Below are 24,032 nucleotides of genomic sequence, written 5' to 3'. Positions count from 1 at the left end.
GCCCACGGAAACCTCTGTCACGGGATTTCCGCGGGCACACTTTGGTGTCCGCTGTCGCCTTGCGATAGAAACCTGACACCAGAAATACAAAATCAGCTTAAAAGTCCCGGGGCCGAGGCGCTAAACTGCCCCTCATCCCGAGCCCTCCACGTCCGAGCCCCGCGAGCCGGATTGAGCTGACATGACCCGTACCCATGAAATCCGCCCCGATCTGGACGAGGGAATCGACCGAAAGGTTCTCAGCCAGCTGCGCGCCCGTTTTCTGAAGCTCAACGAGGGTCGCATGGCCCGTGCCATGGAAGGGTTGTCGACCCGCCAGCAAACGGTTCTGACCCTGCTGCCGCTGTTTTTCCATGTCAATCATCCGCTGTTGCCGGGTTATGTTTCGGGTAGCACGCCGGCCGGGCTATCGAATTTCGAACCTGACGCCAACGCCCTCGCCGAAGCCCAGCGCCTGACTCGCTCGTTTTCCTATAAGCCGCGCCACGGCAGCAATCCGCCGCGACCGATTCACGGTCTGTTTCTGATGGGCAGCCTCGGCACCCTGGCCCAGGCCGATCAGAGCGACATGGACGTATGGGTCTGTCACGGGCCGGACTTGAGCGAAAGCGAGCTCACAGAGCTGCGCAAGAAATGCCAGTTACTTGAAATATGGGCTGCCAGCCAGGGTGCCGAGGCGCATTTCTTCCTGATCGACCCTGCTCGCTTCGTGCTCGGCGAGCGCGATACCCAGCTGAGTTCGGAAGACTGTGGCACCACCCAGCACTATCTGCTGCTGGACGAGTTCTACCGCACCGCGATCTGGCTGGCCGGCCGTACACCCATCTGGTGGCTGGTGCCGGTTTATGAAGAGGCGGCTTACGACCGGTATACCCACACGCTGCTATCCAAGCGCTTCATCCGTGCCGACGAGACTCTGGACTTGGGGCATCTGTCGTATATCCCGCCCGGGGAGTTCATCGGTGCCGGGCTCTGGCAGTTGTTCAAAGGCATCGAGTCACCGTACAAATCAGTGCTCAAACTGCTGCTGACTGAGGTCTACGCCAGCGAACACCCCAAGGTCCAGTGCCTGAGCCTGCGCTTCAAACAGGCGGTGTTTGCCAATCGACTGGACCTTGATGAACTGGATCCATACGTGGTGGTTTACCGGCGTATCGAGGAATACCTCACGGCCCGGGGCGAACCGGAACGGCTGGAGCTGGTACGCCGCGCGCTGTACTTGAAGGTCAATCGCAAACTCACCGGCAGCAGCGGTCGCACCCAGAGCTGGCAGCGTTCATTGCTCGAACGCCTGGCCAACGAATGGCATTGGGATCAGCGTCAGCTCGCATTGCTCGACAGCCGCAGCCAGTGGAAAGTCCGCCAGGTCAGCGACGAACGCCGAGCCCTGGTTGGCGAGCTGAATTACAGCTACCGCTTCCTGACGCAGTTTGCCCGCAATGAGCAGACCGTCAGCCTGATCAACAAGCGCGACCTCAATGTGCTGGGCAGACGACTGTACGCGGCCTTCGAGCGCAAGGCCGACAAAGTCGAGTTCATCAACCCGGGCATCGCCCCCGATCTCGCCGAAGACACCCTGACGCTGGTGCAGGCGCCAAACAAGAAAGAACCGGGGCAAACCCAATGGGGTTTGTACAACGGCAGCCTGACCGTCCACGAGTGGGAGCATTTCTCACCGATCAAGCGCAGCCGTCAGTTACTGGAATTGCTCACTTGGTGCCACCGCAATGGCGTGATCGACAGCAGCACCCGCTTGGCCCTGCACCCCGGCACCAGCGACTTGAGCGAGTTCGAACTGTTCAACCTGCTCGGCAGCCTGCAACAAAGCATCGCCCTGCCCCTGACCACTGTCGCCGAAGAGCCTTTGCTACGCGCCAGTGTGCCGAGCGAAGTACTGATTCTGGTGAACGTCGGCATCGATCCGCTCAAGCACCATCGCGACCTGAACATCCTGATGACCACCGAGCGCACCGATTCCCTGAGCTACGCCGGCGTGCGGGAAAACCTGGTGCTGACCCTGGATCAGGTCACGCTCAATAGCTGGAACGAGGTGCTGGTCAGCCGTTTTGACGGCCCCCACGCCCTGCTCGACTGCCTGCGCGATTACCTCAACAACCTGCCGGACGGGCCACAACAGCCCAAACTGCGGGTGCGGTGCTTCTGCCACAACCGCGCGCAATTCATTGCCCGGCGGGTCGAAGAAATCCTCGACACCGCGCAGAACCTGCTGCTGAGCAAACTCAATCATCGTTACCTGATTCAGGTCCAGCAGCACTACCACGTGCTGGAGCTGGTGCCGGGCCAGGTCAATCACGTCGCCCTCGCCACCCTCCCGGCGCTGTTCGATTACCTCGGCGAAGAACTGGCGAGCTACAGCCCGTTTCATCTGGACCCGATGGCACTGGAAGACCACGACCTGGCGCTGATCCTGCCCATGGGGCAACCCGACTGCGTGCAGGTGTTCTACCGGATCAACGAACACCAGGCCGATGTGTATGTACTGGATGAATTCAATGCCTTGTGGCAGCAGCGTTTGCCTTATCACGACGAACAAAGCCTGTTGGTGCCGCTGCAACGCTTCCTGCAATCGATCCAGTACCGGCGCGATGCCTTGCTGCCGATGGACGCAGCCCAGCCATTGAGCCTGGATACTTTGTATTACCAGTTGTTGCCTTCAGGTACCGCACGGGCGCGTCGGGTCGAAGCCCGGCCGGCGCCGCAAACCCCGGTCAACAAACCGTTCTATGACGTGCAGGCGATCGTCGGCAAGGCCGCACCAGGACAGGTGCAGGTCACGTTGTATTGCAATCAGCGGGAATTTTCGGAGCTGGAATATGGCGACCAACTGTTCAGCGTAGTCGCCTGGGAAATCGTCGAGCAGCGCCGCGGGACCGAACGCTATCGCTGCTACATCACCGACCTGGACCTGTCGGGCCTGCTCGGTGATGGTCAGGGTTCAAGTCAGCTGTATCTACGCTACAAGGCCGACCTGGAACGCGCACTGAACGAGGCGCTCGAGCAGGTCTGAAGGGATGTTATTCCGGGAAGTCGCCGCCATGAGCAGGCTGCGATTCAACTTCCAGCAGGGTCAGTTTGAGGGTCTTGCCGCCCGGTGCCGGCCAGTCGATGTGCTGGCCAACCTTCAGGCCGAGCAACGCACTGCCCACCGGCGCCAGAATGGAAATCCGGCCTTCGTCGGCGTTGGCATCCTTGGGGTAAACCAACGTCAGGTGATAGTCCTTGCCGCTGCTCTCTTCACGGCAATGCACACGGGAATTCATGGTCACGACATCGGCGGGCACTTCATCGTGACCGACCAGAGTATCGGCGCGATCCAGTTCGGTTTGCAGCGCGATAACGCCCGGCAGCGTGTCATCCAGGCTGTCGATCAGGCGCTCCAGACGTTGTACGTCCAGACGGGTAAGGGTGATGGAAGGTGCGGTCATGATCAGGGCAGACTCCTTTCTTCTGCACGAAAAAAGCAAAACCCCGCCAGAAAAAGGCGGGGTTTTCACGAGCCTCGATGGGTTGAGGCGTCTCTGGACACTATCACAGCTCAATAAATATACAAGCCGCCACCCGGCGGCGTAGGAGCTGCCGCAGGCTGCGATCTTTTGATCTTGATTTTTTACGGACCCGAAATCGCTGAAAATCAAAAGATCGCAGCCTTCGGCAGCTCCTACGGGGGTCGAGTTAGCCGCTTCTCTTTCGATCGAGGGCCTGCGCACAAATCACCCGCCGCCGCTCATCATCCGCCGAGCGCCATTCGCGGATATCTTCGACATGGCGGAAACACCCCAGGCAGACCTTCTGTTCATCCAGCCGACACACACCGCTGCACGGCGAAGGCACCGCCGGGCTGACATTGCTGTAAAGCGGTTTGGGCGGACGAACGGGCGCAGGCTGGGTCACGATCTCACAGACCTTCGAAATCGAGTTCGACGTCGGCTTGCTGTTTGACGATGCGCTCAAGCATCTCACCAAGCTGCTCTTCACTCTTGTCACACATCCAGCGCTCGCTTTCTGCGTCGTAATCAAAGTGGAAGCCACCCGACACGGCCGCCAGCCACAACTGACGCAGCGGTTCCTGGCGACTAAAGATCAGCGCGCTGCCGTTTTCAAACTTGACGGTGAGCACACCGGCCGAGCTCTCCAGATCGATATCCAGGCCACTCTCGTCAAAAATATCCTCCAGCGACTGCTGGGTGGCATCGACCAGGTCGTGGAAACGGGCTTCGGTCAAACTCATTGCAGGAACCTCAAAAAGTGTCTACTCACGCTCAAGCGCCGCAAGATACGGGCGAGCCCCGGTGATTGCAAAGGATAACGTCCAAGTACCGATCTGTGGGAGCGGGCTTGCCCGCGAGGGGGTCAGCACATTCAATATCTTTGTTGACTGAACCAACGCCTTCGCGGGCAAGCCCGCTCCCACAGGGATTTCATTAAACCGACGCGCATCAGGCAAAGGCCCGCCAGACGGGAGGCGCGTCGCATAGGCAAGCTGCCGGGTGGCCGGTATACTCCGGCGCAATTAACGCATTTTCAAGGATTTCGCCATGAAGCGCCTGATCTCTTCCCTTGCTGCGCTCGCTTCGCTCGTCGCTTTTGTCAGCTTATTATCGGCCTGTGGTCAAAAAGGCCCGCTGTACCTGCCTGATGAGAACCAGGATCCTGCCGAGCAGGCCAAGTCCTCGCAACAGCAGCCTGCCTCCAAGGCACACAAGCACGACGTCTACCAATAAGGGAACGCCATGGACGCTTTTAACTACCGTGACGGCGAGCTGTTCGCGGAAGGTGTTGCCCTGTCCGCCATCGCCGAGCGCTTTGGCACACCGACCTACGTCTACTCCCGTGCGCACATCGAAGCCCAATACCTGGCTTACGCCGATGCGCTGGCCGGCATGCCGCACCTGGTCTGCTTTGCGGTCAAGGCCAACTCCAACCTGGGTGTACTGAATGTCCTGGCGCGTTTGGGCGCCGGTTTCGACATCGTTTCCCGTGGAGAGCTGGAGCGCGTACTGGCCGCTGGCGGCACTGCTGACAAGATCGTGTTTTCCGGTGTCGGCAAGACCCGTGACGACATGCGTCGTGCGCTGGAAGTCGGCGTGCACTGCTTCAACGTCGAATCCACCGATGAGCTCGAGCGCCTGCAAGTAGTGGCCGCCGAGCTGGGCGTTCGCGCGCCGATCTCGTTGCGCGTGAACCCGGACGTCGATGCCGGCACTCACCCATACATCTCCACCGGTCTCAAGGAAAACAAGTTCGGCATCGCCATCGCCGACGCCGAAGACGTGTACATCCGTGCCGCGCAACTGCCTAACCTGGAAGTGGTCGGCGTCGATTGCCACATCGGTTCGCAACTGACCACCCTGCCGCCGTTCATCGACGCCCTTGACCGCCTGCTGGGCCTGGTCGACCGCCTAGGCGATTGCGGCATCTACCTGCGCCACATCGATCTCGGTGGTGGTTTGGGCGTGCGTTATCGCGATGAAGAGCCGCCATTGGCTGCCGACTACATCAAAGCCGTGCGCGAACGTCTCGACGGTCGTGACCTGGCGCTGGTGTTTGAGCCGGGCCGTTTCATCGTTGCCAACGCCGGCGTGCTGCTGACCCAGGTCGAGTACCTCAAGCACACCGAACACAAAGACTTCGCTATCGTCGACGCGGCCATGAACGACCTGATCCGCCCGGCGCTGTACCAGGCCTGGATGGACGTCACCGCCGTGCGCCCGCGCAACAGCGCCGCTCGCGCCTACGACATCGTCGGCCCGATCTGCGAAACCGGTGACTTCCTGGCCAAGGATCGTCAGTTGGCCCTGGAAGAAGGCGATCTGTTGGCCGTGCATTCGGCCGGTGCCTATGGGTTTGTCATGAGTTCCAACTACAACACCCGCGGCCGTGCCGCTGAAGTGTTGGTGGACGGTGATCAGGCATTTGAAGTGCGTCGCCGTGAGACGGTAGCCGAGTTGTTTGCTGGCGAAAGCCTGCTGCCGGAGTAAAACCATGCTGCTGCGTTTTACCAAGATGCACGGCCTGGGCAATGACTTCATGGTTCTCGACCTGGTCAGCCAGCACGCGCACATCCTGCCAAAACACGCCAAGCAATGGGGCGATCGGCACACGGGGATCGGTTTCGATCAGTTGCTGATCGTCGAAGCGCCCAGCAACCCGGACGTGGATTTCCGCTACCGGATCTTCAACGCCGACGGCTCCGAAGTGGAACAGTGCGGCAACGGTGCGCGCTGTTTCGCCCGCTTCGTGCTCGACAAGCGCCTGACCGCCAAGCGGCTGATTCGCGTCGAGACCAAAAGCGGCATCATCGAACTGGACATCCGCAACGATGGCCAGATCAGCGTCAACATGGGCGCCCCGCGCCTGGTACCGGCCGAGATTCCGTTCGAAGCCCCGAGCCAGGCCCTGAGCTATCAGGTCGACGTCGACGGCACCACGGTCGAACTGGCCGCAGTGTCCATGGGCAACCCCCATGCCGTGTTGCGGGTCAGCGACATCAACAACGCTCCGGTGCATGAACTGGGACCGAAAATCGAACATCACCCTCGCTTCCCGGCGCGGGTCAATGTCGGTTTTCTCCAGGTCATCGACCGGAGCCGCGCGCAGTTGCGCGTCTGGGAACGCGGGGCCGGGGAAACCCAGGCGTGCGGAACCGGCGCCTGTGCTGCCGCAGTGGCCGCGATCAGCCAGGGGTGGATGGATTCGCCGCTATTGATCGACCTGCCCGGCGGGCGTCTGTCCATTGAATGGGCAGGCCCTGGCCAACCGGTCATGATGACCGGCCCGGCAGTGCGCGTATACGAAGGACAAGTGCGTCTTTGAGTGAGCGAAATCCATGACCGACAAGCCCCAGGTTCCCGCCCTACAGCCCGACGAATCTCCTTCCGAAAGCCTTGAGGCGGCGGCGATTGCCGCGTACCTGGAGGCTCATCCGGATTTCTTCATCGAGCACGAAGAACTGCTCCCGGCCCTGCGCATTCCGCACCAGCGCGGCGACACCATTTCGCTGGTCGAACGTCAGATGACCATCCTGCGCGACCGCAACATCGAGTTGCGGCATCGCCTTTCGCACTTGATGGACGTAGCCCGCGACAACGACCGACTGTTCGACAAGACCCGCCGCCTGATTCTCACGCTGATGGACGCCACCAGCCTGGAAGATGTGGTGATCAGCGTTGAAGACAGCCTGCGTCAGGACTTCCAGGTGCCCTTCGTCAGCCTGATCCTGCTGGGCGACAACCCGATGCCGGTGGGCCGCTGGGTGACGCATGCCGACGCGCAAACGGCCATCGGCGGCTTGCTCTCGGAAGACAAAAGCGTCAGCGGCAGCCTGCGCGAACACGAGCTGGACTTCCTGTTCGGCGAAGAACAGCGCAAGCAGATCGGCTCCACCGCCGTCGTCGCCATCAGCTACCAAGGCATCCACGGCGTCCTGGCCATCGCCAGCCGCGATCCGCAGCACTACAAGAGCTCGGTGGGCACGCTGTTCCTGAGTTACATCGCCGAAGTCATGGGCCGCGTGCTGCCACGGGTCAACAGCTCCCTGCGCTCGGTACGCTGACCATGGAACGACAACTGGACGCTTACTGCGAACACCTGCGCAGTGAGCGGCAGGTGTCGCCGCACACGCTGTACGCCTACCGCCGCGACCTCGACAAAGTGCTGGGCTGGTGCGTCAAACAGAACATCGACAGCTGGGCCGCGCTGGACATCCAGCGCCTGCGCAGCCTGATCGCTCGCCTGCACTCCCAAGGCCAATCATCCCGCAGCCTGGCACGGTTGCTGTCGGCAGTACGCGGGCTCTATCACTATCTGAACCGCGAAGGTCTGTGCGACCACGACCCGGCCAATGGCCTGGCACCGCCCAAGGGCGAACGTCGCCTGCCGAAGACCCTCGACACCGACCGCGCACTGCAACTGCTTGAAGGCGCGGTAGAGGATGATTTTCTCGCGCGTCGGGATCAGGCCATTCTGGAACTGTTCTATTCCTCCGGTCTGCGGCTTTCGGAACTGACCGGGCTCAACCTTGATCAGTTGGACCTGGCTGACGGCATGGTCCAGGTGCTCGGCAAGGGCAGCAAGACTCGACTGTTGCCTGTGGGCAAAAAGGCTCGCGAAGCGCTGGAGTTGTGGCTGCCGCTACGAGCCATGAGCAACCCGGCAGACGACGCCGTATTTGTCAGCCAGCAAGGCCGGCGCCTCGGCCCTCGGGCGATTCAGGTGCGGGTCAAGGCCGCCGGCGAGCGTGAACTGGGGCAGAACCTGCACCCACACATGTTGCGACACTCCTTCGCCAGCCATTTGCTGGAGTCCTCTCAGGACTTGCGGGCGGTGCAGGAATTGCTCGGCCACTCGGACATCAAGACTACCCAGATCTATACCCACCTGGACTTCCAGCACCTGGCGACGGTCTACGACAGCGCCCACCCACGGGCCAAACGCATTAAAGGCGATGATTCATGACCCTCCAATTGATCACCTTCGACCTCGACGACACCCTGTGGGACACCGCTCCGGTGATTGCCAGCGCCGAAGTCATATTGCGTGAATGGTTGACCGAGCACGCCCCGAACCTGGGCGCGGTGCCGGTGGAGCATCTGTGGTCGATTCGCGAGCGAGTGCTGAGCAACGAACCGAGCCTAAAACACCGCATCAGTGCCCTGCGTCGGCGGGTGTTGTTCCATGCGCTGGAAGAAGCCGGTTACGGACATACCGACGCATCCGACCTGGCCGAGCAGGGTTTCGAAGTGTTTTTGCATGCGCGGCATCAGCTGGAGATCTTCCCGGAGGTGCAACCGACCCTTGAAATTCTGGCCAATCACTATGCGCTTGGCGTGGTCACCAACGGTAATGCCGATGTGCGTCGGTTGGGGCTGGCGGATTACTTCAAGTTTGCCCTGTGCGCCGAAGACATCGGCATCGCCAAGCCCGATGCGCGACTGTTTCATGAAGCGCTGCTGCGGGGTGGCGCGACCGCCGAAACAGCGGTGCATATCGGCGACCATCCCGGCGACGACATTGCCGGCGCCCAGCAGGCGGGGTTGCGGGCAATCTGGTTTAACCCGGCAGGCAAGGTGTGGGAAGCCGAGAAGGCGCCGGATGCCGAGATTCGTAGCCTGAACGAATTGCCGGGGTTGTTGGCGCGGTGGAATTCGGCTTCCGCCTGATACATAACCTGTGGGAGCGGGCTTGCCCGCGATAGCGGTGTGTCAGACGACATCAATTTCGAATGTAACGCCCCCATCGCGGGCAAGCCCGCTCCCACAGGGATCAGCGTGAATTTTGAATTTCTGCGCCCATGAAAAAGCCCGCAGCGACGGCGGGCTTTTTCAGCAAGCAAGAAGCAGGCGCTTAGATAGGCCGGCTGCCGTACTTGTTATCAGGCTTCTTGGGAGGATCGGCGACCACATTGGCCTCCACTTCCTGCACCTTGCCGCCGCGCGCAAGAAACTCTTCCATGGCCTTGGCCAGGGCGTCGCGTTCCTTGTTCTTGGCTTCGACGCTCGGCAGCTCATCGACCGATACCGCAGCCTTGGCCTTGCCTTTGGCAGTCGGAACGGGCGTATCACCGCCATCATCTTCAGCGACGTCTTCTGCCGCCGCTTCAAGGCCTTCTTCGGTTTCGTCTTCGTCGCCTACTTCGAGGTCGTCGTTTTCCAGATCATCGTCGCTCATGTTCTACCTCATGACTTGCGAAAAGCAGATTAGTTATAGCCCAGCTTTGCCGTCTGTCGACGGCTGCCGGAAAAAAATCAACCACCGCTGGTAACCAGCGGTTTTTATGCCCCTTCACCGTGCACGGTGGCGAGGACTTTACGGGCACCGCCGTGATCACGGTGCTCGCCCAGATAAACACCTTGCCAGGTCCCCAACGCCAGTCGGCCTGCCGAGATCGGCAAACTGAGCTGACAGCCAAGTACGCTGGCCTTGAAGTGCGCCGGGAGGTCGTCCAGGCCTTCGTCGTTATGCTCATAGCCGTCTGTTCCTTGTGGGATCAGACGATTGAAAAATCGTTCGAAGTCGCGACGTACCGCCGGATCGGCGTTCTCGTTGATGGTCAACGACGCCGAGGTATGCTGTAGCCACAAATGCAACAGACCGACCCGACACGCTTTGAGTTCAGGCAAGCCGGCGAGTAATTCGTCCGTTACCAGATGAAACCCTCGGGGCCGTGCTCGCAAGGTGATCAGAGTCTGTTGCCACATACTGTTCTCCGCACGTTCGGGGCGCATTCTAGCGCGCTCTGGAAAAAAACAAAGGCCCTAATATTCCTTCAATCGTGTAAGCCATTGGCCGCAGAAAAACGCCCGTCGTAAACGCGACCGAACGTGTCAGAAAAAACCTTTCAGCCCTTCCTTCACTGACAAATCCCGGACAAAAAAATGCCCGGCAAGCCGGGCAAATTTTTCATGCGCGTGCTTACAAGTTGTAGCCGCGTTCGTTGTGAAGCGCCAGATCGATGCCGACAGCTTCTTCTTCCTCGGTGACACGCAGACCCATGACAGCGTCCAGGACCTTGAGGATGATGAACGTGACGATCGCGGTGTAGATCACCGTGAAGCCCACGCCTTTGCACTGAATCCAGACTTGTGCACCGATGTCGGTGACGGTGCCGAAGCCACCGAGAGCCGGTGCCGCGAACACACCGGTCAGGATCGCGCCAAGGATACCGCCGATACCGTGCACGCCGAAGGCATCCAGGGAGTCGTCATAACCGAGTTTGCGTTTCAGGGTGGTGGCGCAGAAGAAGCACACCACGCCCGCCGCCAGACCGATCACCAGGGCGCCCATCGGGCCCACGGTGCCTGCCGCCGGAGTGATCGCGACCAGACCGGCCACCACACCCGAAGCGATACCCAGTGCGCTTGGTTTGCCGTGGGTGATCCACTCGGCAAACATCCAGCCCAGCGCCGCAGCAGCGGTGGCGATCTGGGTGACCAGCATCGCCATGCCGGCAGTGCCGTTGGCGGCGGCAGCGGAGCCGGCGTTGAAGCCGAACCAGCCGATCCACAGCATCGCGGCGCCCATCAGGGTGTAGCCGAGGTTGTGCGGGGCCATCGGGGTAGTCGGGAAACCTTTACGTTTGCCCAACACCAGGCAGGCAATCAGACCGGCCACACCGGCGTTGATGTGCACCACGGTGCCGCCGGCGAAGTCGAGAACGCCCCAATCCCACATCAGGCCGCCGTTGCCGGACCAGACCATGTGCGCAATCGGTGCGTAAACCAGAGTGAACCAGATACCCATGAAGATCAGCATGGCGGAGAACTTCATCCGCTCGGCAAAAGCACCGACGATCAACGCTGGGGTGATGATGGCAAAAGTCATCTGGAAGGTGATGAAGACCGCCTCGGGGAACAGCGCCGCGGGGCCAGTCAGGCTCGAAGGCGTGACACCGGCGAGGAATGCCTTGCCCATGCCGCCGAAGAACGAGTTGAAGTTGACGACGCCCTGCTCCATGCCGGTGGTGTCGAACGCAATGCTGTAGCCATAAATGACCCACAGAATGCTGATCAGACCGGTAATGGCGAAGCACTGCATCATCACGGAAAGAATGTTTTTCGAGCGAACCATGCCGCCGTAGAACAGCGCGAGGCCGGGAATGGTCATGAACAGCACAAGGGCTGTCGAGGTCATCATCCAGGCGGTATCGCCGGAGTTGAGGACTGGGGCCGCCACTTCGTCTGCCGCCATGGCCAGGCCGGGCATTACGAGGGACAACAGGGCTCCTAGCCCTGCGAATTTACGCAGAGTCATATTGTTTTCTCCTGGGGCGTTGGGTTTGTGGCGGCTTAGATTGCGTCGGTATCGGTTTCGCCGGTACGAATGCGAATCGCCTGTTCCAGATTGACCACGAAGATCTTGCCGTCACCGATCTTGCCGGTGTTGGCGGCCTTGGTTATCGCCTCGATAACCCGGTCCAGATCCTTGTCGTCAATGGCGACATCGATCTTCACCTTGGGCAGAAAATCGACCACGTACTCCGCGCCGCGGTACAGCTCGGTGTGACCCTTCTGCCGACCGAAGCCTTTGACCTCAGTAACGGTAATGCCCTGCACGCCGATCTCGGACAGCGACTCGCGCACGTCGTCCAGTTTGAACGGCTTGATGATGGCAGTGACTAGCTTCATGAAAACTCTCTCCCGAATTGGTGGACTTGCCCCAGGAAAACAAACCCGACTCAAGTCTAAGCGCAGTGCCTGGCTTTGTAACGCATCGTCGGCCTTACCTGCCCGTCCGACGCCAGCGAACCACTCCGCACGAAACTTCCCCCGTTCCGCTTGGCGCACTGCATTCGTCACAGCGACTGCATCAGTGCATGGGTCACCAGCGACTAAGCAGAAAGCTTGCCATCTATCCAAAACCCATTGATTTCAATGCTTTGGCCGCTGCTGAAGAACCTTTCGACCGATTGACGCAACCGTTACGCACAACAACAGTGCGCGACTGCCCACTCGACTGCGCGAAAAGCGTGCATCGCTGCTGCCGAGATTGACTATAGACACTGCGTGATACACTGCCCGCCATTGTTGACAGGACATTTCCCATGCTCGCGCCCAAAGACTTCCTCGACGCCCTGAGCGGCACCGCCTCCCGCCTCTTCAGCGGCGACACCCCACTGCCAAAAAGCGAAATCGAAAGCCAGTTCAAGGCTCTGTTGCAGAGTGGCTTCAGCAAGCTGGATCTGGTGAGCCGGGAAGAGTTTGATAGCCAGATGGTCGTGCTGGCACGCACCCGGGCACGGTTGGAGAGCCTTGAGGCGAAAGTGGCTGAGCTGGAAGCGAAGCTCAATCCTCCTGCTGACGCCGAGTAAGCTGATCGTTCCCACGCTCCGCGTGGGAATGCCGCCAGGGACGCTCCGCGTTCCGCTTCAGGATGTGACGCAGAGCGTCACGGGATGCATTCCCACGCAGAGCGTGGGAACGATCATTCAATGTGTCCTGTAGGAGCTGCCGAAGGCTGCGATCTTTTGATCTTAAGCCCCGCAAACATCCCGGCAACGTCCTACAAAGAACACACCGCCGTCCGATTGCGCCGCAAAGCCCCGGTTCCTAAGCTCACCCTCAGCTGAATATTCAGCACTGGGTTTGGCGACCTGAAAGCTTAAGGTGCACAACGACCATCCGACGGCGGGCTAATTTCCGCCACATCGAGTCATGGCGGCTGTGCGTGGGAGATCTTCGGGTCTGCCGGGTTCCTTTTGCTCCGGTTCGCCAACCCGCGTACAGCTGCCACCCAATCGTTTGGCGACGGTTGACGGCAGCCCCTTTAGCAAAAGGAGCTGTATCAATGAATAGCGATGACACTTACCTGACCCCACACATCTTCACCCGCCACAAACTCCACCTCCACGCCCTCCTCCTGGAAAACCAACCCTGGTTTAGCGCCCGCGACCTCGGCCGATTGCTCAGGCTATTCCTCGACGAACGAGCGCTACGCAAACTCGATCCCGACCAACACCAGAATCTGCAGACACTCATCCACGGCACCGTCGAAAACACACTGCTGATCAGCGAATCCGGCGTCTACGCGCTACTGGTCTACCATTACTGCCCCGAATACCGAGGCCTTCGCGAATGGCTGACCCACGACGTGGTGCCTGCGCTCAGAGACGCCCAGCAACCCACCTCAACAGAGCGCCCGATTCTGAGCCTGCTGAATTGGCCGCAGATGTCATTGAGCTTGCTGCACTGGAATAACCAGCCGTGGATTCGGTTGCAGGATGTTCCGCAGCTGCTGCCGAATGAGGAACGACCGCGAAGTACGGTCAATGCTCCGTGGTGGAAGCGTGCTTCGCGGGTGCTGCAGTCTTTTTAAGTACCCGAAGCTCAACCACGCTCGATTTCGGCTCTGCGCTGATCGTAGGTCGATTGCAGGTTTAGCCAGAACTCGGGCGTGGTTTTCAGGCAAATGGAAAGCCTCTTGGCAAGGTCAGGGCTTACACCTCTCTCCCGCATCACAAGGGCGCTCACTTCGCCCGCGACCTCTCTCAACGAACTAGCCAAACCATCCGCTGTAATACCCAGCGGCTCAAGAAATTCCTTTTTTAGGATTTCGCCAGGATGAATCGGCCGCATTCCAGAATTGCTCATTCCCCCTCCTGAGGACTAGATCAGCTGTGATCATAAGCAGCCACCTCGATCCGACAAGTGCGGCCGTGAGTTTTCACCGAAGTCCTTCATCTATCCAAGACCGGTCCTACAAAAAACAGCTCTCGCGGCTGATTACGTCAGCCATTCCCCTTCACTTACGATTCACCAAAAACCAAGTATCCAATAACGAGGTGCCTATGAACCCCAAGAAGCGAAAGCCCAAATCAGTATGGATTGCTGAACTTCATGCTGAAGCACTTCGCTTGGCTGGCAACGTTTCTGCCAGCCAACATCGCTTTTTTAAAGTGGCGACAACATATGGCAAAGAACTTGAACCTGATGGCTTGCACGAGTCTGACCAGGCTCCCCGAAGAAACCGCCCGAGTGGCGGTTTTTTTGTGCCTCGCGATTGGCCTGCTTCCTACTTGCAACATCCAGTGAAAGTTTGTCGCCCCAAACATCCCACCAAATCCCCCTCCCCCTACTACCCTTCAAAAACCGCAGGAAGCGGTGCTCTTCAGCTCAAGGAACGACCATGTCCCTCTCCATCGTCCACAGCCGCGCCCAGGTCGGCGTAGAAGCACCCGCCGTCACCGTAGAAGTCCATTTGGCCAATGGTTTGCCGTCGCTGACGATGGTCGGTTTGCCCGAAGCGGCGGTGAAGGAAAGCAAAGACCGGGTGCGCAGCGCGATCATCAATTCAGGCCTGCAATTTCCGGCACGACGTATCACCTTGAATCTCGCTCCGGCCGATCTGCCAAAGGACGGGGGGCGATTCGATCTGGCGATTGCCTTGGGAATTCTCTCGGCCAGCGTGCAAGTGCCAACGTTGACGCTGGATGACGTCGAGTGCCTGGGAGAGTTGGCACTGTCGGGCGCAGTGCGGGCGGTTCGTGGTGTGTTGCCCGCTGCGCTGGCGGCGCGTAAGGCCGGGCGCACGCTGGTGGTGCCACGAGCGAATGCCGAGGAGGCCTGCCTCGCGTCGGGATTGAAGGTGATTGCGGTGGATCATTTGCTGGAGGCGGTCGCACATTTCAACGGCCACACACCCATCGAACCCTATGCGTCCAATGGCTTGCTCTACGCCAGCAAACCCTACCCCGATTTGAATGAAGTGCAGGGACAACTCGCGGCCAAGCGCGCGTTGCTGATTGCGGCGGCGGGGGCTCATAACTTGCTGTTCAGCGGACCACCAGGGACGGGGAAAACATTGTTGGCGAGTCGTCTGCCGGGGCTGTTACCGCCGTTGGCCGAGAGTGAAGCGCTGGAAGTTGCGGCAATTCAATCGGTCGCCAGTTGTGTGCCGTTGAGTCATTGGCCGCAGCGTCCCTTCCGACAGCCACACCACTCCGCTTCAGGCCCGGCACTTGTGGGCGGCGGCTCAAAACCGCAACCCGGCGAAATCACCCTCGCCCACCACGGTGTGCTGTTCCTCGATGAGCTCCCGGAATTCGATCGCAAGGTGTTGGAGGTGTTAAGGGAACCGCTGGAATCCGGCCACATCGTGATATCCCGCGCCAAGGATCGAGTGAGGTTTCCGGCCCGCTTTCAATTAGTGGCCGCAATGAACCCGTGTCCCTGTGGATATCTTGGCGAGCCCAGTGGTAAATGCAGTTGTACACCGGACATGGTTCAGCGCTATCGCAACAAACTGTCGGGGCCGCTGCTGGACCGCATCGATCTGCACCTGACGGTTGCTCGCGAAGCCACGGCGCTGAATCCTGCGTCGAAACCCGGCGACGACACTGCCACCGCCGCCGAGTTGGTCGCCGATGCACGAGAACGGCAACAAAAACGCCAGGGCTGCGCCAATGCATTCCTCGATTTGCCCGGCCTGCGCAAACATTGCAAGTTATCCACAATCGACGAAACCTGGCTGGAAACGGCGTGTGAACGGCTGACCTTGTCGCTGCGAGCGGCTCATCGACTGCTCAAGGTTGCTCGCACGTTGGCGGACCTTGAGCAAGTCGATGGCATTACCCGCGAGCACTTGGCCGAAGCGCTGCAATATCGGCCGACAACGCTCTAATCGGCATCACCCCTTGGTGAGATCAACCAACGGCGTCTGTCGCACCTCAGTCTCCCGCCCACCCTGAATCTCGCTCACCCGCTTCAACGCCTTATCCACAGCAGCCTTATCCGCCAACAAGCTGTAGCTGATCCCGAACTGCTTCTGTTCCTTAGGCCCAATCGTCGGCACCAGATTCAGTGGCCGCTGATACCGGCGGTTGTAGGAAAAACTCGTCCCCGGCTCCAGCCCCGTGACATAGCCCTGCCCTTGGGTATCGGTGTTTTTCCACAGGGAGAACACTGGCAGTGTTTGAGTGTTGAAGCCGACCGAAACCCCCAAGCTGCCGGCCTTGTTATGCAACACGGTCAATGTGTCGCCCTTGGCATCGGCATACGGCACCACGTTGTAGACCGTTTCGTCGTAGTCCTTGGTCGGTGCGCGGTAGGTTTGCCAGTCGGGCAGATCGCCCTTGGCCTTGTCGTTGAATGGCGACACTTGTTTCACCGGCGCGGCGAAGCGGGCGCCCTGTTCCAGGAATGGGGTGCTGAAGTTGCTGTGATACAGCGCCTGGTATTCCTTCGGATAGTCGCCGTTATTGGTCAGGGTGTCGTTGAGGGCGAACGCTACGCTGCCGGGTTCGGTGACCAGTTCGGTCGCGACGGAGAAGTCGACTTTCTTGAACGCCTGTTCTTTAAGCTCGCCGCGCAGAGTGATGGCGTACGGCGGTTTTTCATCGATGTGCAGGGTGACTTTGTTCGCAGGGATGTTAGCGGCCCGGCCGTGCAGGGTCAGCAGTTCGCCGTTGTCCATGCCGGGGTGGCCTACCCATTCGTAGCCGCAGCGGGTGACCAGTTCATTGAAACCTTCCAGCCAGCCCAGGCCACCACGGCCGTTGAGTTCGATGAAGGAAGGATTGACCACTTCCTTGACCGGCGAATCCCAGCCCATGCGCACATCGCCGACCGAGGCCTGCAGGACGTTCATGCCGCGAGTCGGTACTAGCGAAAGTTTCATCGTGCCGTTATCGATGTCGACGATGCTGACCCCTTCTTGCCGACCGCCGTGCAAGGTGCGCAGGGTGACGCTGAAGGGTTTGTCGGTTTTTACGCCGAGTTGCTGGCTGGTGATTTGCCAGTTCTGGGCGGCTTTATCGGTATCGAGCAGGACATAGTCCCAAGCCATGGCTTGGGAGGCAGCGGACAGTGCGCTGAGGGCAACAAAGAGTTTGAGCGGGGTCATGGCAGCAGCCTTTCTTGGAGTTGTGCCAATTTTATAGACTTGAAGAAACGTTTCAGCAAGCATAAAAATCGAGACACTGGTGCTAAATGCCAAGGAAGACTATTAGTGAGGAATTGATCCACAGCGTTGAGACAAATTGGGAATCGAGTCGATCCCTTCGCGGGCAAGCCCGCTCCTGATCTCCAGCGTTCACAAATACTGTGTTCACCGCAGATCTACTGTGGGAGCGGGCTTGCTCGCGAAGGCGATTTCAGAGGCGACTCAACGAAACCGGTCAACCTCATGCCGCAAGTCCGCCGCCAGCTTCTCCAGCTCTTTGGCAGTCACAGCCAGGTTCGACACCACTTCGCGCTGCTCACTGTTCGCCAAAGCGATACTTTGCAGATTGCTGCTGAGCAAGGTCGCGGTGCTGCTTTGCTCCTGGGTCGCAGTGGTGATCGCGGCGAATTGCTGACCGGCCGAGCGGCTTTGTTCATCGATCCGTGCCAGCGCCGAGGCGACGTTGGCGTTGCGCGACAGGCCTTCCTGCATCAGCACGTTGCCCTGCTCCATGGTGCTGATGGCGTTGCCGGTTTCCTGCTGGATGCTTTGGATCATCCCGGAAATTTCGTCAGTGGCCTGGCGGGTACGTGAGGCAAGGTTGCGCACTTCATCGGCCACCACCGCAAACCCACGACCTTGCTCTCCGGCGCGGGCAGCTTCGATGGCGGCGTTGAGCGCCAGCAAGTTGGTTTGCTCGGCGATCGCGGTAATCACCCCGACAATGCCGCCGATTTCCTGGGAGCGCTGCCCCAAGGTATTGATCACCGTCGCGGTGCTGTTCAGTGCACCGGCGATTTGCTCCAGGGATGAGGACGCTTCGTCCATCGACGTACGACCGATCTGGGTTTGCTGTGCGTTTTCCTGCGCCAGACGCTGGGTGTTGCCCATGTTGTCGGCGATGTTCAGCGAGGTGGCGCTGAATTCTTCTACGGCGCCAGCCATGCTGGTGATCTCGCCAGACTGCTGCTCCATCCCTTCATAGGCACCACCGGACAAACCGGATAAGGCCTGGGCACGGCTGTTGACTTCTCCCGACGCTCGGCGGATGTGCTCGACCATGGTCGACAAGGCCTGGCTCATCTGGTTGAAGGCGCGGGCAAGTTGACCGATTTCGTCATTGCTCGACACGTTCAGGCGAACGCTCAAATCACCGGCACCCAAGGCTTCGGCCTGACGCACCAGATCACCCAGTGGAGCCAGTTTGCTGCGCAGCAACCAGACCGCCGCACCGACCGCCAGCAGCATCGCCAGCAGACTGCCGATCGCCAATTGAATGCCGACGCTCCAGGTCACGGCGCGGATTTCGGTTTTCGGCATGCTCGCCACCACCGACCACGGCCCGCCTTCGAACGGCACGGCAACACTGTAAAAGTCTTGCGACTTGTCGTTCCAGAAGTCGCCTTTGCCCGGTGTCTTGGCCAGACCGACGATGCTCGAGACCGCCTGATCCAGCGCTTGTACACCGGCAATCGGCACCAGCCATTTGCCTTGTTCATCCAGCAACGCCAGGGAACCGGTCTGGCCGATGCGGAAGCGTTTGAGGTTGGCGAACTGCGCGTTCTGCGCGTCGGTGTAATCGAATCCTACGTACAGCACGGCAATGATCTTACCGCTGCTGTCGCGTACAGGAGTGTACTGCGACATGTAGAAGCGTTCGAAAAGCAACGCTCGACCCACGTAGCTCTGCCCCGCCATCAAACGGGCGTAAGCCGGGTTCGCGTGGTCGAGCAGAGTGCCGATGGCACGGCTGCCATCTTGTTTGCTGACATTCGTGCTGACCCGAATGAACTCCTCACCGCTGCGCACGAACACGGTCGCGACGCCTGCGGTCATCTGCTTGAACTCGTCGACTTCTGCGAAGTTGTTGTTCAACACTTCACTGCCCAAGTGCAGGCCCGGAGTCTGCACACCCGCCACGGTCACCGGCTCATCCGGATGCACGCTCAAACCGGCGCTGAAGCGCTTCTCGAACAGGCCGGCCAGGCGCTGGGTGCTTTCACGCAAGGTGCCGTGAAAGGTGCTCAGCTGATCGGCAAGCAAGCGGGCCTCACTGGCCAGATGCTCTTCGCGGGTGGCGAGGTTGGCGGTGTCCAGCGAGCGCAGGGCGAATACTGTACTGCCACTGATGACAATCGCCAGAATCACGGCAAGCGCAAGACCCAGCTGTGAGGCAATCCGAGCACGAGGTTGAGACATGACAGCTCCTGACCCAGTGGCCGGATCATTCTGATCCCATCGCACACTCGGCAAAATTTCTGATTGTGGGGAAAACATGGAACCTGCACGAAGGTCCCATCAGCAGATTTTCGGCGGCAAAGCTGAATACTTGAGTAATTAACGGGGATATGGCTCAAGGCCGCCATTGCGGCGGCTCCATCGATTCAGCCCAGGCGTTCGACATCCGGTAATTCCATGGCCCGGACCTCGCCTTGCAGGAAATCGCTGAGGCGGCGCAAACGTTCACCTCCAGGGCGGGTTTTCGGCCAGACCAGGTAATAATTCTCACCACTGGCGACGGCCGTCGGCCACGGCAAACTCAGACGTCCCTGCGCAACATCCTCCGCCACCATCAGCAAGTCGCCCATGGACACGCCGTAACCTCGGGCGGCAGCAATCATGCCCAGCTCCAGCGTGTCGAACACCTGACCGCCCTTGAGCGAGACTTGATCGGTCAGGCCCATGCGCTCCAGCCAGTTGCGCCAGTCACGGCGGTCCGGCGTCGGGTGCAGCAACTCAGTACTGGCCAGGCGCGCAACGTCCCACGGTTGATCCTTCAGAAGATTCGGCGCGCCCACCGGAATCAGCTCTTCGGGGAACAGGAAAGTCGCCTCCCAGTCCGGTGGAAAATGCCCATTGCTGAGAATGACGGCGCAGTCGAAGGGTTCGTGGTTGAAGTCCACCCGATCGATGTCCATCCAGGCGCTGGTCAATTGCACTTCGTTCCCCGGTCGCAGGTGGCGAAAACGGCTGAGCCGGGCCAACAACCAACGCATGGTCAGGGTCGATGGGGCTTTCATGCGCAAGATGTCGTCCTCGGCGCGCAAGGTATTGCAGGCCCGTTCGAGGGCGGTGAAGCCTTCGCGAATGCCGGGCAGGATCAGCCGCGCCGATTCGGTCAGTTGCAGGTTGCGCCCGCTGCGATGAAATAGCCGACAGGCGAAATGCTCTTCGAGCGTACGAATGTGCCGACTGACCGCACTTTGCGTGATCGACAGTTCTTCGGCGGCGCGGGTAAACGAGCTATGCCGCGCCGCCGCTTCGAATGCTCGAAGGGCATACAAGGGAGGAAGACGACGAGACATCGGGAAAGCTCCTATAGCGCGATTGCATCAACTTATCAGAAACTCCCCAGCATGAGTTTTAATCATGCCACCCATCCTTTTTATCCCTTTGTGCAAACCCCGCAGAGCGCCGAGAATCGACGCTTCCTGTTCTCTCTGACAATCGAGCGTGATGATCATGCAGCATCCAGCGCGTATTGAACTCTGGGCCATCCTGCGGCTGGCGGGGCCGTTGATTGCCTCGCAGTTGGCGCACATGCTGATGGTTCTCACCGACACGTTGATGATGGCGCGCCTGAGCCCCGAGGCATTGGCCGGCGGAGGCCTGGGCGCGGCGACGTATTCATTCGTGTCGATTTTCTGCATCGGCGTGATCGCCGCCGTCGGCACCCTGGTGGCGATCCGTCAGGGCGCGGGCGACATCATTGGCGCGGCGCGACTGACCCAGGCCGGGTTGTGGCTGGCATGGTTGATGGCGCTGGTGGCGGGTTTGCTGCTGTGGAACCTCAAACCGGTGTTGCTGCTGTTCGGCCAGACCGAAACCAACGTCCAGGCTGCCGGCCAGTTTCTGTTGATTCTGCCGTTCGCCCTGCCCGGCTACCTGAGCTTCATGGCGCTGCGCGGCTTCACCAGCGCCATCGGCCGGGCGACGCCGGTGATGGTCATCAGCCTCGCCGGTACTGTGGCCAACTTCCTGCTCAACTATGCATTGATCACCGGCATGTTCGGTCTGCCGAAAATGGGTCTGGTGGGCATCGGCCTGGTCACGGCGATCGTTGCCAACCTCATGGCGCTGGCGCTCGCGCTGCACATTCGTCGGCATCCGGCCTACGACGCGTATCCGTTGCGCCAGGGTCTGTCGCGGCCCAACCGTCAGTACTTGAAGGAATTGTGGCGCCTGGGCCTGCCGATTGGCGGCACTTATGCGGTGGAAGTCGGCCTGTTTGCCTTCGCTGCGCTGTGCATGGGCACCATGGGCAGTACGCAACTGGCGGCGCATCAGATCGCCCTGCAAATCGTCTCGGTGGCGTTCATGGTGCCGGCGGGGCTTTCCTACGCGATCACCATGCGCATCGGCCAACATTATGGGGCAGGCCAATTGCTTGATGCGCGGCTGGCCGGACGGGTCGGGATCGCCTTCGGGGCGGCGGCAATGCTCGGCTTCGCAATGGTCTTTTGGCTGCTGCCGCATCAATTGATCGGCTTGTTCCTGGACCACAACGATCCGGCGTTCCGCGAAGTTATCAACCTGGCCGTGAGCCTGCTGGCAGTGGCGGCGTGGTTCGAGCTGTTCGATGGCACACAAACCATCGCCATGGGCTGCATCCGCGGGCTCAAGGATGCCAAGACCACATTCCTGGTGGGTTTGGGTTGCTACTGGCTGATCGGCGCACCGGCCGCCTGGTGGATGGCCTTCCATTTGAACTGGGGGCCAACGGGGGTCTGGTGGGGGTTGGCGCTGGGGCTGGCGTGTGCGGCGGTGAGCCTGACGTTGGCGTTTGAGTGGAAGATGAAGCGGATGATCAGGCGGGAGCCGTCGTCAGAGCAGAATTTCGAGATCGCCTAGCCCTGTAGGAGCGAGGCTTGCCCGCGAAGGCGTCGTGTCAGTTAACAACAATGTCGACTGACACGACGCCTTCGCGGGCAAGCCTCGCTCCTACAGGGCCTGAGGTTAGCTCACGACTTCCAGTACGTGCTGCTGACTGCTGCCGAATGTCAGGTACTCAACCAACTCCGTCAACGGCAACGGCTTGCTGATCAGATATCCCTGAACCTGATCGCAACCAAACCCGCGCAACAAATCCAGTTGCTCCAGCGTCTCCACGCCTTCGGCGACCACTTCGAGGTTGAGGTTATGCGCCAGGTTGATCATCGCGTGGACCAGTTTGCGATTCTCTTCCCGCTCCTCCATGCCGCCGACAAAGCTCTTGTCGACCTTCAACAAGGCAATCGGCAGGCTGTTAAGGTGCACGAACGAAGAGAACCCGGTGCCGAAATCATCCAGTGAGAAGCGCACGCCCAAACGCCCGAGGGCGTCCATGGTCTGCTTGACCAGATCGCTGCGACGCATCACCGCGGTTTCGGTCAGTTCGAATTCCAGCCATTGCGCCTCGACGCCACGCTCGGCAATCAGCCGGCTCAGGGTCGACAGCAACTGGCTGTCCTGAAACTGCCGGAACGACAGGTTGATTGCCATGTGCAGCGCTGGCAGACCTCGTTCGCGCAACGCTTGCATGTCCCGCAGGGCCCGGGAAATCACCCAGTAACCCAGCGGCACGATCAAACCACTTTGCTCGGCCAGCGGCACGAATTCGCTGGGGGGCAACAAGCCGCGTTCGCCATGACGCCAGCGCACCAAGGCTTCGAGGCCGACGATCTGGCCGTCCTCAAGGTTCAGGCGCGGCTGGTAATGCAATTCCAGCTCATCGCGACGCAAGGCCCGGCGCAGCTCGCTTTCGAGGTCGGCGATGCTGCGGGCATTGCGATTGATCCGCTCGTTGAAGATGTGAAAGGTACAGCCCTGAGTGCTCTTGGCCTGCTGCATGGCGATGTGCGCGTGCCACATCAACGGGTCGGGGCCGGCCTGCGCTCGTGCGTGAGCGATACCGAGGCTGGAACCGATCAACAGGCTTTCGCCATCGACCCAATAGGGTTCGGACAGGGCTTCGGTAATGCGTTCGGCCATCCATTCGGCACGCTGAGGGGCGCGACGGGTGTCGATCAGCAGGGCGAATTCATCGCTGCCCAGCCGCGCCAGTTGATCGCTGGCCTCCAGTTGGCTTTTCAGCCGCGAGACCACTTGCAGGATCAACCGATCGCCGGCCTGGTGGCCGAGGGCGTCGTTGGCGTGTCGGAAGTTGTCGAGATCAAGGTGACCGAGGGCCAACCCGCGGCCTTCGTTTTCAGCCAGGCGCGCCGCCAGCAAGGTCTGGAAACCCTGACGATTGGCGATACCGGTCAACGGATCCTGCTCGGCCAGGCGCTGCAAAGTGTTTTCCAGCACGCCGCGCTCACGCACATGGCGCAGGCAGCGGCGTAGCATGCCGGGATCCAGCAGATCGCGCACCAGCCAGTCGCTCACACCGTCGGGCGGCGCCAGCGGCTCGTGTTCAAGCAGCAACACGGTCGGCAAGTTGCAACGGCCGGGTGCTGGCTGGAGAGCAGGAATCGTCAACAACACCGCGCTGCGGTTGTCATCGAACAGGTTGCTGACTGACTCCCAGCTCGGCGCGCTGAGCAGCACAGCCGAACTCCCCATCGGAGCCAGACACTCGCGCAACAACGCTGCCCACGCCGGCTCTTCGGCCAGTAGCAGCAAACGCAAGGGTTCGACAGGCGTAGACAAGCTAGCTC

Annotated in this window: 23 protein-coding genes; 11 read left to right on the top strand and 12 right to left on the bottom strand. The window is 60.2% G+C overall.

Annotated features, from left to right (window positions below; translation table 11 throughout):
- The first annotated feature begins 181 nt into the window (after positions 1-181).
- Complete coding sequence (locus F6R97_RS15750; RefSeq protein WP_315866788.1) at positions 182-3,028, top strand: class I adenylate cyclase; 2,847 nt, start codon at positions 182-184, stop codon at positions 3,026-3,028.
- A gap of 7 nt (positions 3,029-3,035) precedes the next feature.
- Here the strand turns inward: F6R97_RS15750 and rnk are convergent, their stop codons facing one another.
- The 3 genes from rnk to cyaY form a co-directional block, all read right to left on the bottom strand.
- Positions 3,036-3,446 (bottom strand): nucleoside diphosphate kinase regulator, encoded by a 411-nt coding sequence (rnk, locus tag F6R97_RS15745; RefSeq protein WP_034147684.1) that lies wholly within the window; start codon positions 3,444-3,446, stop codon positions 3,036-3,038.
- A 247-nt stretch (positions 3,447-3,693) separates the two neighbouring features.
- On the bottom strand, positions 3,694-3,912 hold the full coding sequence (locus tag F6R97_RS15740; protein ID WP_080772081.1) for a DUF1289 domain-containing protein: 219 nt from the start codon (positions 3,910-3,912) through the stop codon (positions 3,694-3,696).
- 4 nt (positions 3,913-3,916) lie between these two features.
- Positions 3,917-4,249, bottom strand: coding sequence for an iron donor protein CyaY (gene cyaY, locus F6R97_RS15735; protein ID WP_038980783.1), 333 nt, complete (start codon positions 4,247-4,249; stop codon positions 3,917-3,919).
- Positions 4,250-4,556: 307 nt separating this feature from the next.
- Here cyaY and lptM point away from each other — a divergent pair, with 307 nt between their 5' ends.
- The 6 genes from lptM to F6R97_RS15705 are packed head-to-tail and all read left to right on the top strand — an operon-like array spanning position 4,557 to position 9,179.
- Entirely contained in the window at positions 4,557-4,742 is a 186-nt protein-coding gene (lptM, locus tag F6R97_RS15730) for an LPS translocon maturation chaperone LptM (protein ID WP_038980782.1), read from the top strand.
- A gap of 9 nt (positions 4,743-4,751) precedes the next feature.
- Complete coding sequence (lysA, locus tag F6R97_RS15725; protein ID WP_038980781.1) at positions 4,752-5,999, top strand: diaminopimelate decarboxylase; 1,248 nt, start codon at positions 4,752-4,754, stop codon at positions 5,997-5,999.
- Positions 6,000-6,003: 4 nt separating this feature from the next.
- Positions 6,004-6,834: a diaminopimelate epimerase gene (gene dapF, locus F6R97_RS15720; RefSeq protein ID WP_038980780.1), complete on the top strand. Its 831-nt coding sequence runs from the start codon at positions 6,004-6,006 to the stop codon at positions 6,832-6,834.
- 13 nt (positions 6,835-6,847) lie between these two features.
- Positions 6,848-7,573 carry a DUF484 family protein gene (locus F6R97_RS15715; protein ID WP_038980779.1) on the top strand — a complete coding sequence of 242 codons (726 nt, stop codon included), beginning with the start codon at positions 6,848-6,850 and terminating at the stop codon, positions 7,571-7,573.
- 2 nt (positions 7,574-7,575) lie between these two features.
- Positions 7,576-8,475, top strand: a complete 900-nt coding sequence (xerC, locus tag F6R97_RS15710) for a tyrosine recombinase XerC (RefSeq protein WP_038980778.1) — start codon at positions 7,576-7,578, stop codon at positions 8,473-8,475.
- Positions 8,472-9,179, top strand: a complete 708-nt coding sequence (locus F6R97_RS15705) for an HAD family hydrolase (RefSeq protein ID WP_038980777.1) — start codon at positions 8,472-8,474, stop codon at positions 9,177-9,179. The genes xerC and F6R97_RS15705 overlap by 4 nt, the downstream gene beginning before the upstream one ends.
- Positions 9,180-9,363: 184 nt before the next feature.
- On the opposite strand, the gene sutA is transcribed toward F6R97_RS15705, so the two are convergent.
- The 4 genes from sutA to glnK form a co-directional block, all read right to left on the bottom strand.
- Positions 9,364-9,687, bottom strand: a complete 324-nt coding sequence (sutA, locus tag F6R97_RS15700; RefSeq protein ID WP_030129119.1) for a transcriptional regulator SutA — start codon at positions 9,685-9,687, stop codon at positions 9,364-9,366.
- A gap of 104 nt (positions 9,688-9,791) precedes the next feature.
- Positions 9,792-10,217, bottom strand: a complete 426-nt coding sequence (locus tag F6R97_RS15695; protein WP_007989493.1) for a secondary thiamine-phosphate synthase enzyme YjbQ — start codon at positions 10,215-10,217, stop codon at positions 9,792-9,794.
- A 214-nt stretch (positions 10,218-10,431) separates the two neighbouring features.
- Entirely contained in the window at positions 10,432-11,769 is a 1,338-nt protein-coding gene (locus tag F6R97_RS15690; RefSeq protein WP_038980776.1) for an ammonium transporter, read from the bottom strand.
- A 35-nt stretch (positions 11,770-11,804) separates the two neighbouring features.
- Positions 11,805-12,143 (bottom strand): P-II family nitrogen regulator, encoded by a 339-nt coding sequence (gene glnK, locus F6R97_RS15685; RefSeq protein WP_002555808.1) that lies wholly within the window; start codon positions 12,141-12,143, stop codon positions 11,805-11,807.
- 416 nt (positions 12,144-12,559) lie between these two features.
- Here glnK and F6R97_RS15680 point away from each other — a divergent pair, with 416 nt between their 5' ends.
- Together F6R97_RS15680 and F6R97_RS15675 are read left to right on the top strand one after the other, a co-directional pair.
- Entirely contained in the window at positions 12,560-12,826 is a 267-nt protein-coding gene (locus F6R97_RS15680) for an accessory factor UbiK family protein (protein ID WP_007894783.1), read from the top strand.
- A 476-nt stretch (positions 12,827-13,302) separates the two neighbouring features.
- Positions 13,303-13,830: a Bro-N domain-containing protein gene (locus F6R97_RS15675; RefSeq protein WP_048396279.1), complete on the top strand. Its 528-nt coding sequence runs from the start codon at positions 13,303-13,305 to the stop codon at positions 13,828-13,830.
- An 11-nt stretch (positions 13,831-13,841) separates the two neighbouring features.
- On the opposite strand, the gene F6R97_RS15670 is transcribed toward F6R97_RS15675, so the two are convergent.
- Positions 13,842-14,105 carry a HigA family addiction module antitoxin gene (locus F6R97_RS15670; RefSeq protein ID WP_048396278.1) on the bottom strand — a complete coding sequence of 88 codons (264 nt, stop codon included), beginning with the start codon at positions 14,103-14,105 and terminating at the stop codon, positions 13,842-13,844.
- 535 nt (positions 14,106-14,640) lie between these two features.
- Between F6R97_RS15670 and F6R97_RS15665 the strand changes: the two genes are divergently transcribed.
- Positions 14,641-16,134, top strand: a complete 1,494-nt coding sequence (locus tag F6R97_RS15665; RefSeq protein ID WP_038980774.1) for a YifB family Mg chelatase-like AAA ATPase — start codon at positions 14,641-14,643, stop codon at positions 16,132-16,134.
- A 6-nt stretch (positions 16,135-16,140) separates the two neighbouring features.
- On the opposite strand, the gene F6R97_RS15660 is transcribed toward F6R97_RS15665, so the two are convergent.
- The 3 genes from F6R97_RS15660 to F6R97_RS15650 form a co-directional block, all read right to left on the bottom strand.
- The gene (locus F6R97_RS15660) at positions 16,141-17,355 is read right to left on the bottom strand and encodes an aldose 1-epimerase family protein (RefSeq protein WP_315866787.1); all 1,215 of its coding nucleotides are present in this window, start codon (positions 17,353-17,355) and stop codon (positions 16,141-16,143) included.
- A gap of 261 nt (positions 17,356-17,616) precedes the next feature.
- Positions 17,617-19,593, bottom strand: a complete 1,977-nt coding sequence (locus F6R97_RS15655; protein WP_048396277.1) for a methyl-accepting chemotaxis protein — start codon at positions 19,591-19,593, stop codon at positions 17,617-17,619.
- A gap of 185 nt (positions 19,594-19,778) precedes the next feature.
- Complete coding sequence (locus F6R97_RS15650; protein WP_048396276.1) at positions 19,779-20,699, bottom strand: LysR substrate-binding domain-containing protein; 921 nt, start codon at positions 20,697-20,699, stop codon at positions 19,779-19,781.
- A gap of 157 nt (positions 20,700-20,856) precedes the next feature.
- Between F6R97_RS15650 and F6R97_RS15645 the strand changes: the two genes are divergently transcribed.
- Positions 20,857-22,245, top strand: a complete 1,389-nt coding sequence (locus F6R97_RS15645; protein WP_048396275.1) for a NorM family multidrug efflux MATE transporter — start codon at positions 20,857-20,859, stop codon at positions 22,243-22,245.
- Between the two features lie 105 nt (positions 22,246-22,350).
- Here F6R97_RS15645 and F6R97_RS15640 read toward each other — a convergent pair whose 3' ends face one another.
- Positions 22,351-24,024 carry a bifunctional diguanylate cyclase/phosphodiesterase gene (locus F6R97_RS15640; RefSeq protein WP_315866786.1) on the bottom strand — a complete coding sequence of 558 codons (1,674 nt, stop codon included), beginning with the start codon at positions 24,022-24,024 and terminating at the stop codon, positions 22,351-22,353.
- Positions 24,025-24,032 lie beyond the last annotated feature (8 nt).

It is taken from the genome of Pseudomonas sp. JV414 (assembly GCF_032424305.1).
GTDB lineage: Bacteria > Pseudomonadota > Gammaproteobacteria > Pseudomonadales > Pseudomonadaceae > Aquipseudomonas > Aquipseudomonas lini.
This window is presented reverse-complemented; position numbering and strand designations above follow the sequence as displayed.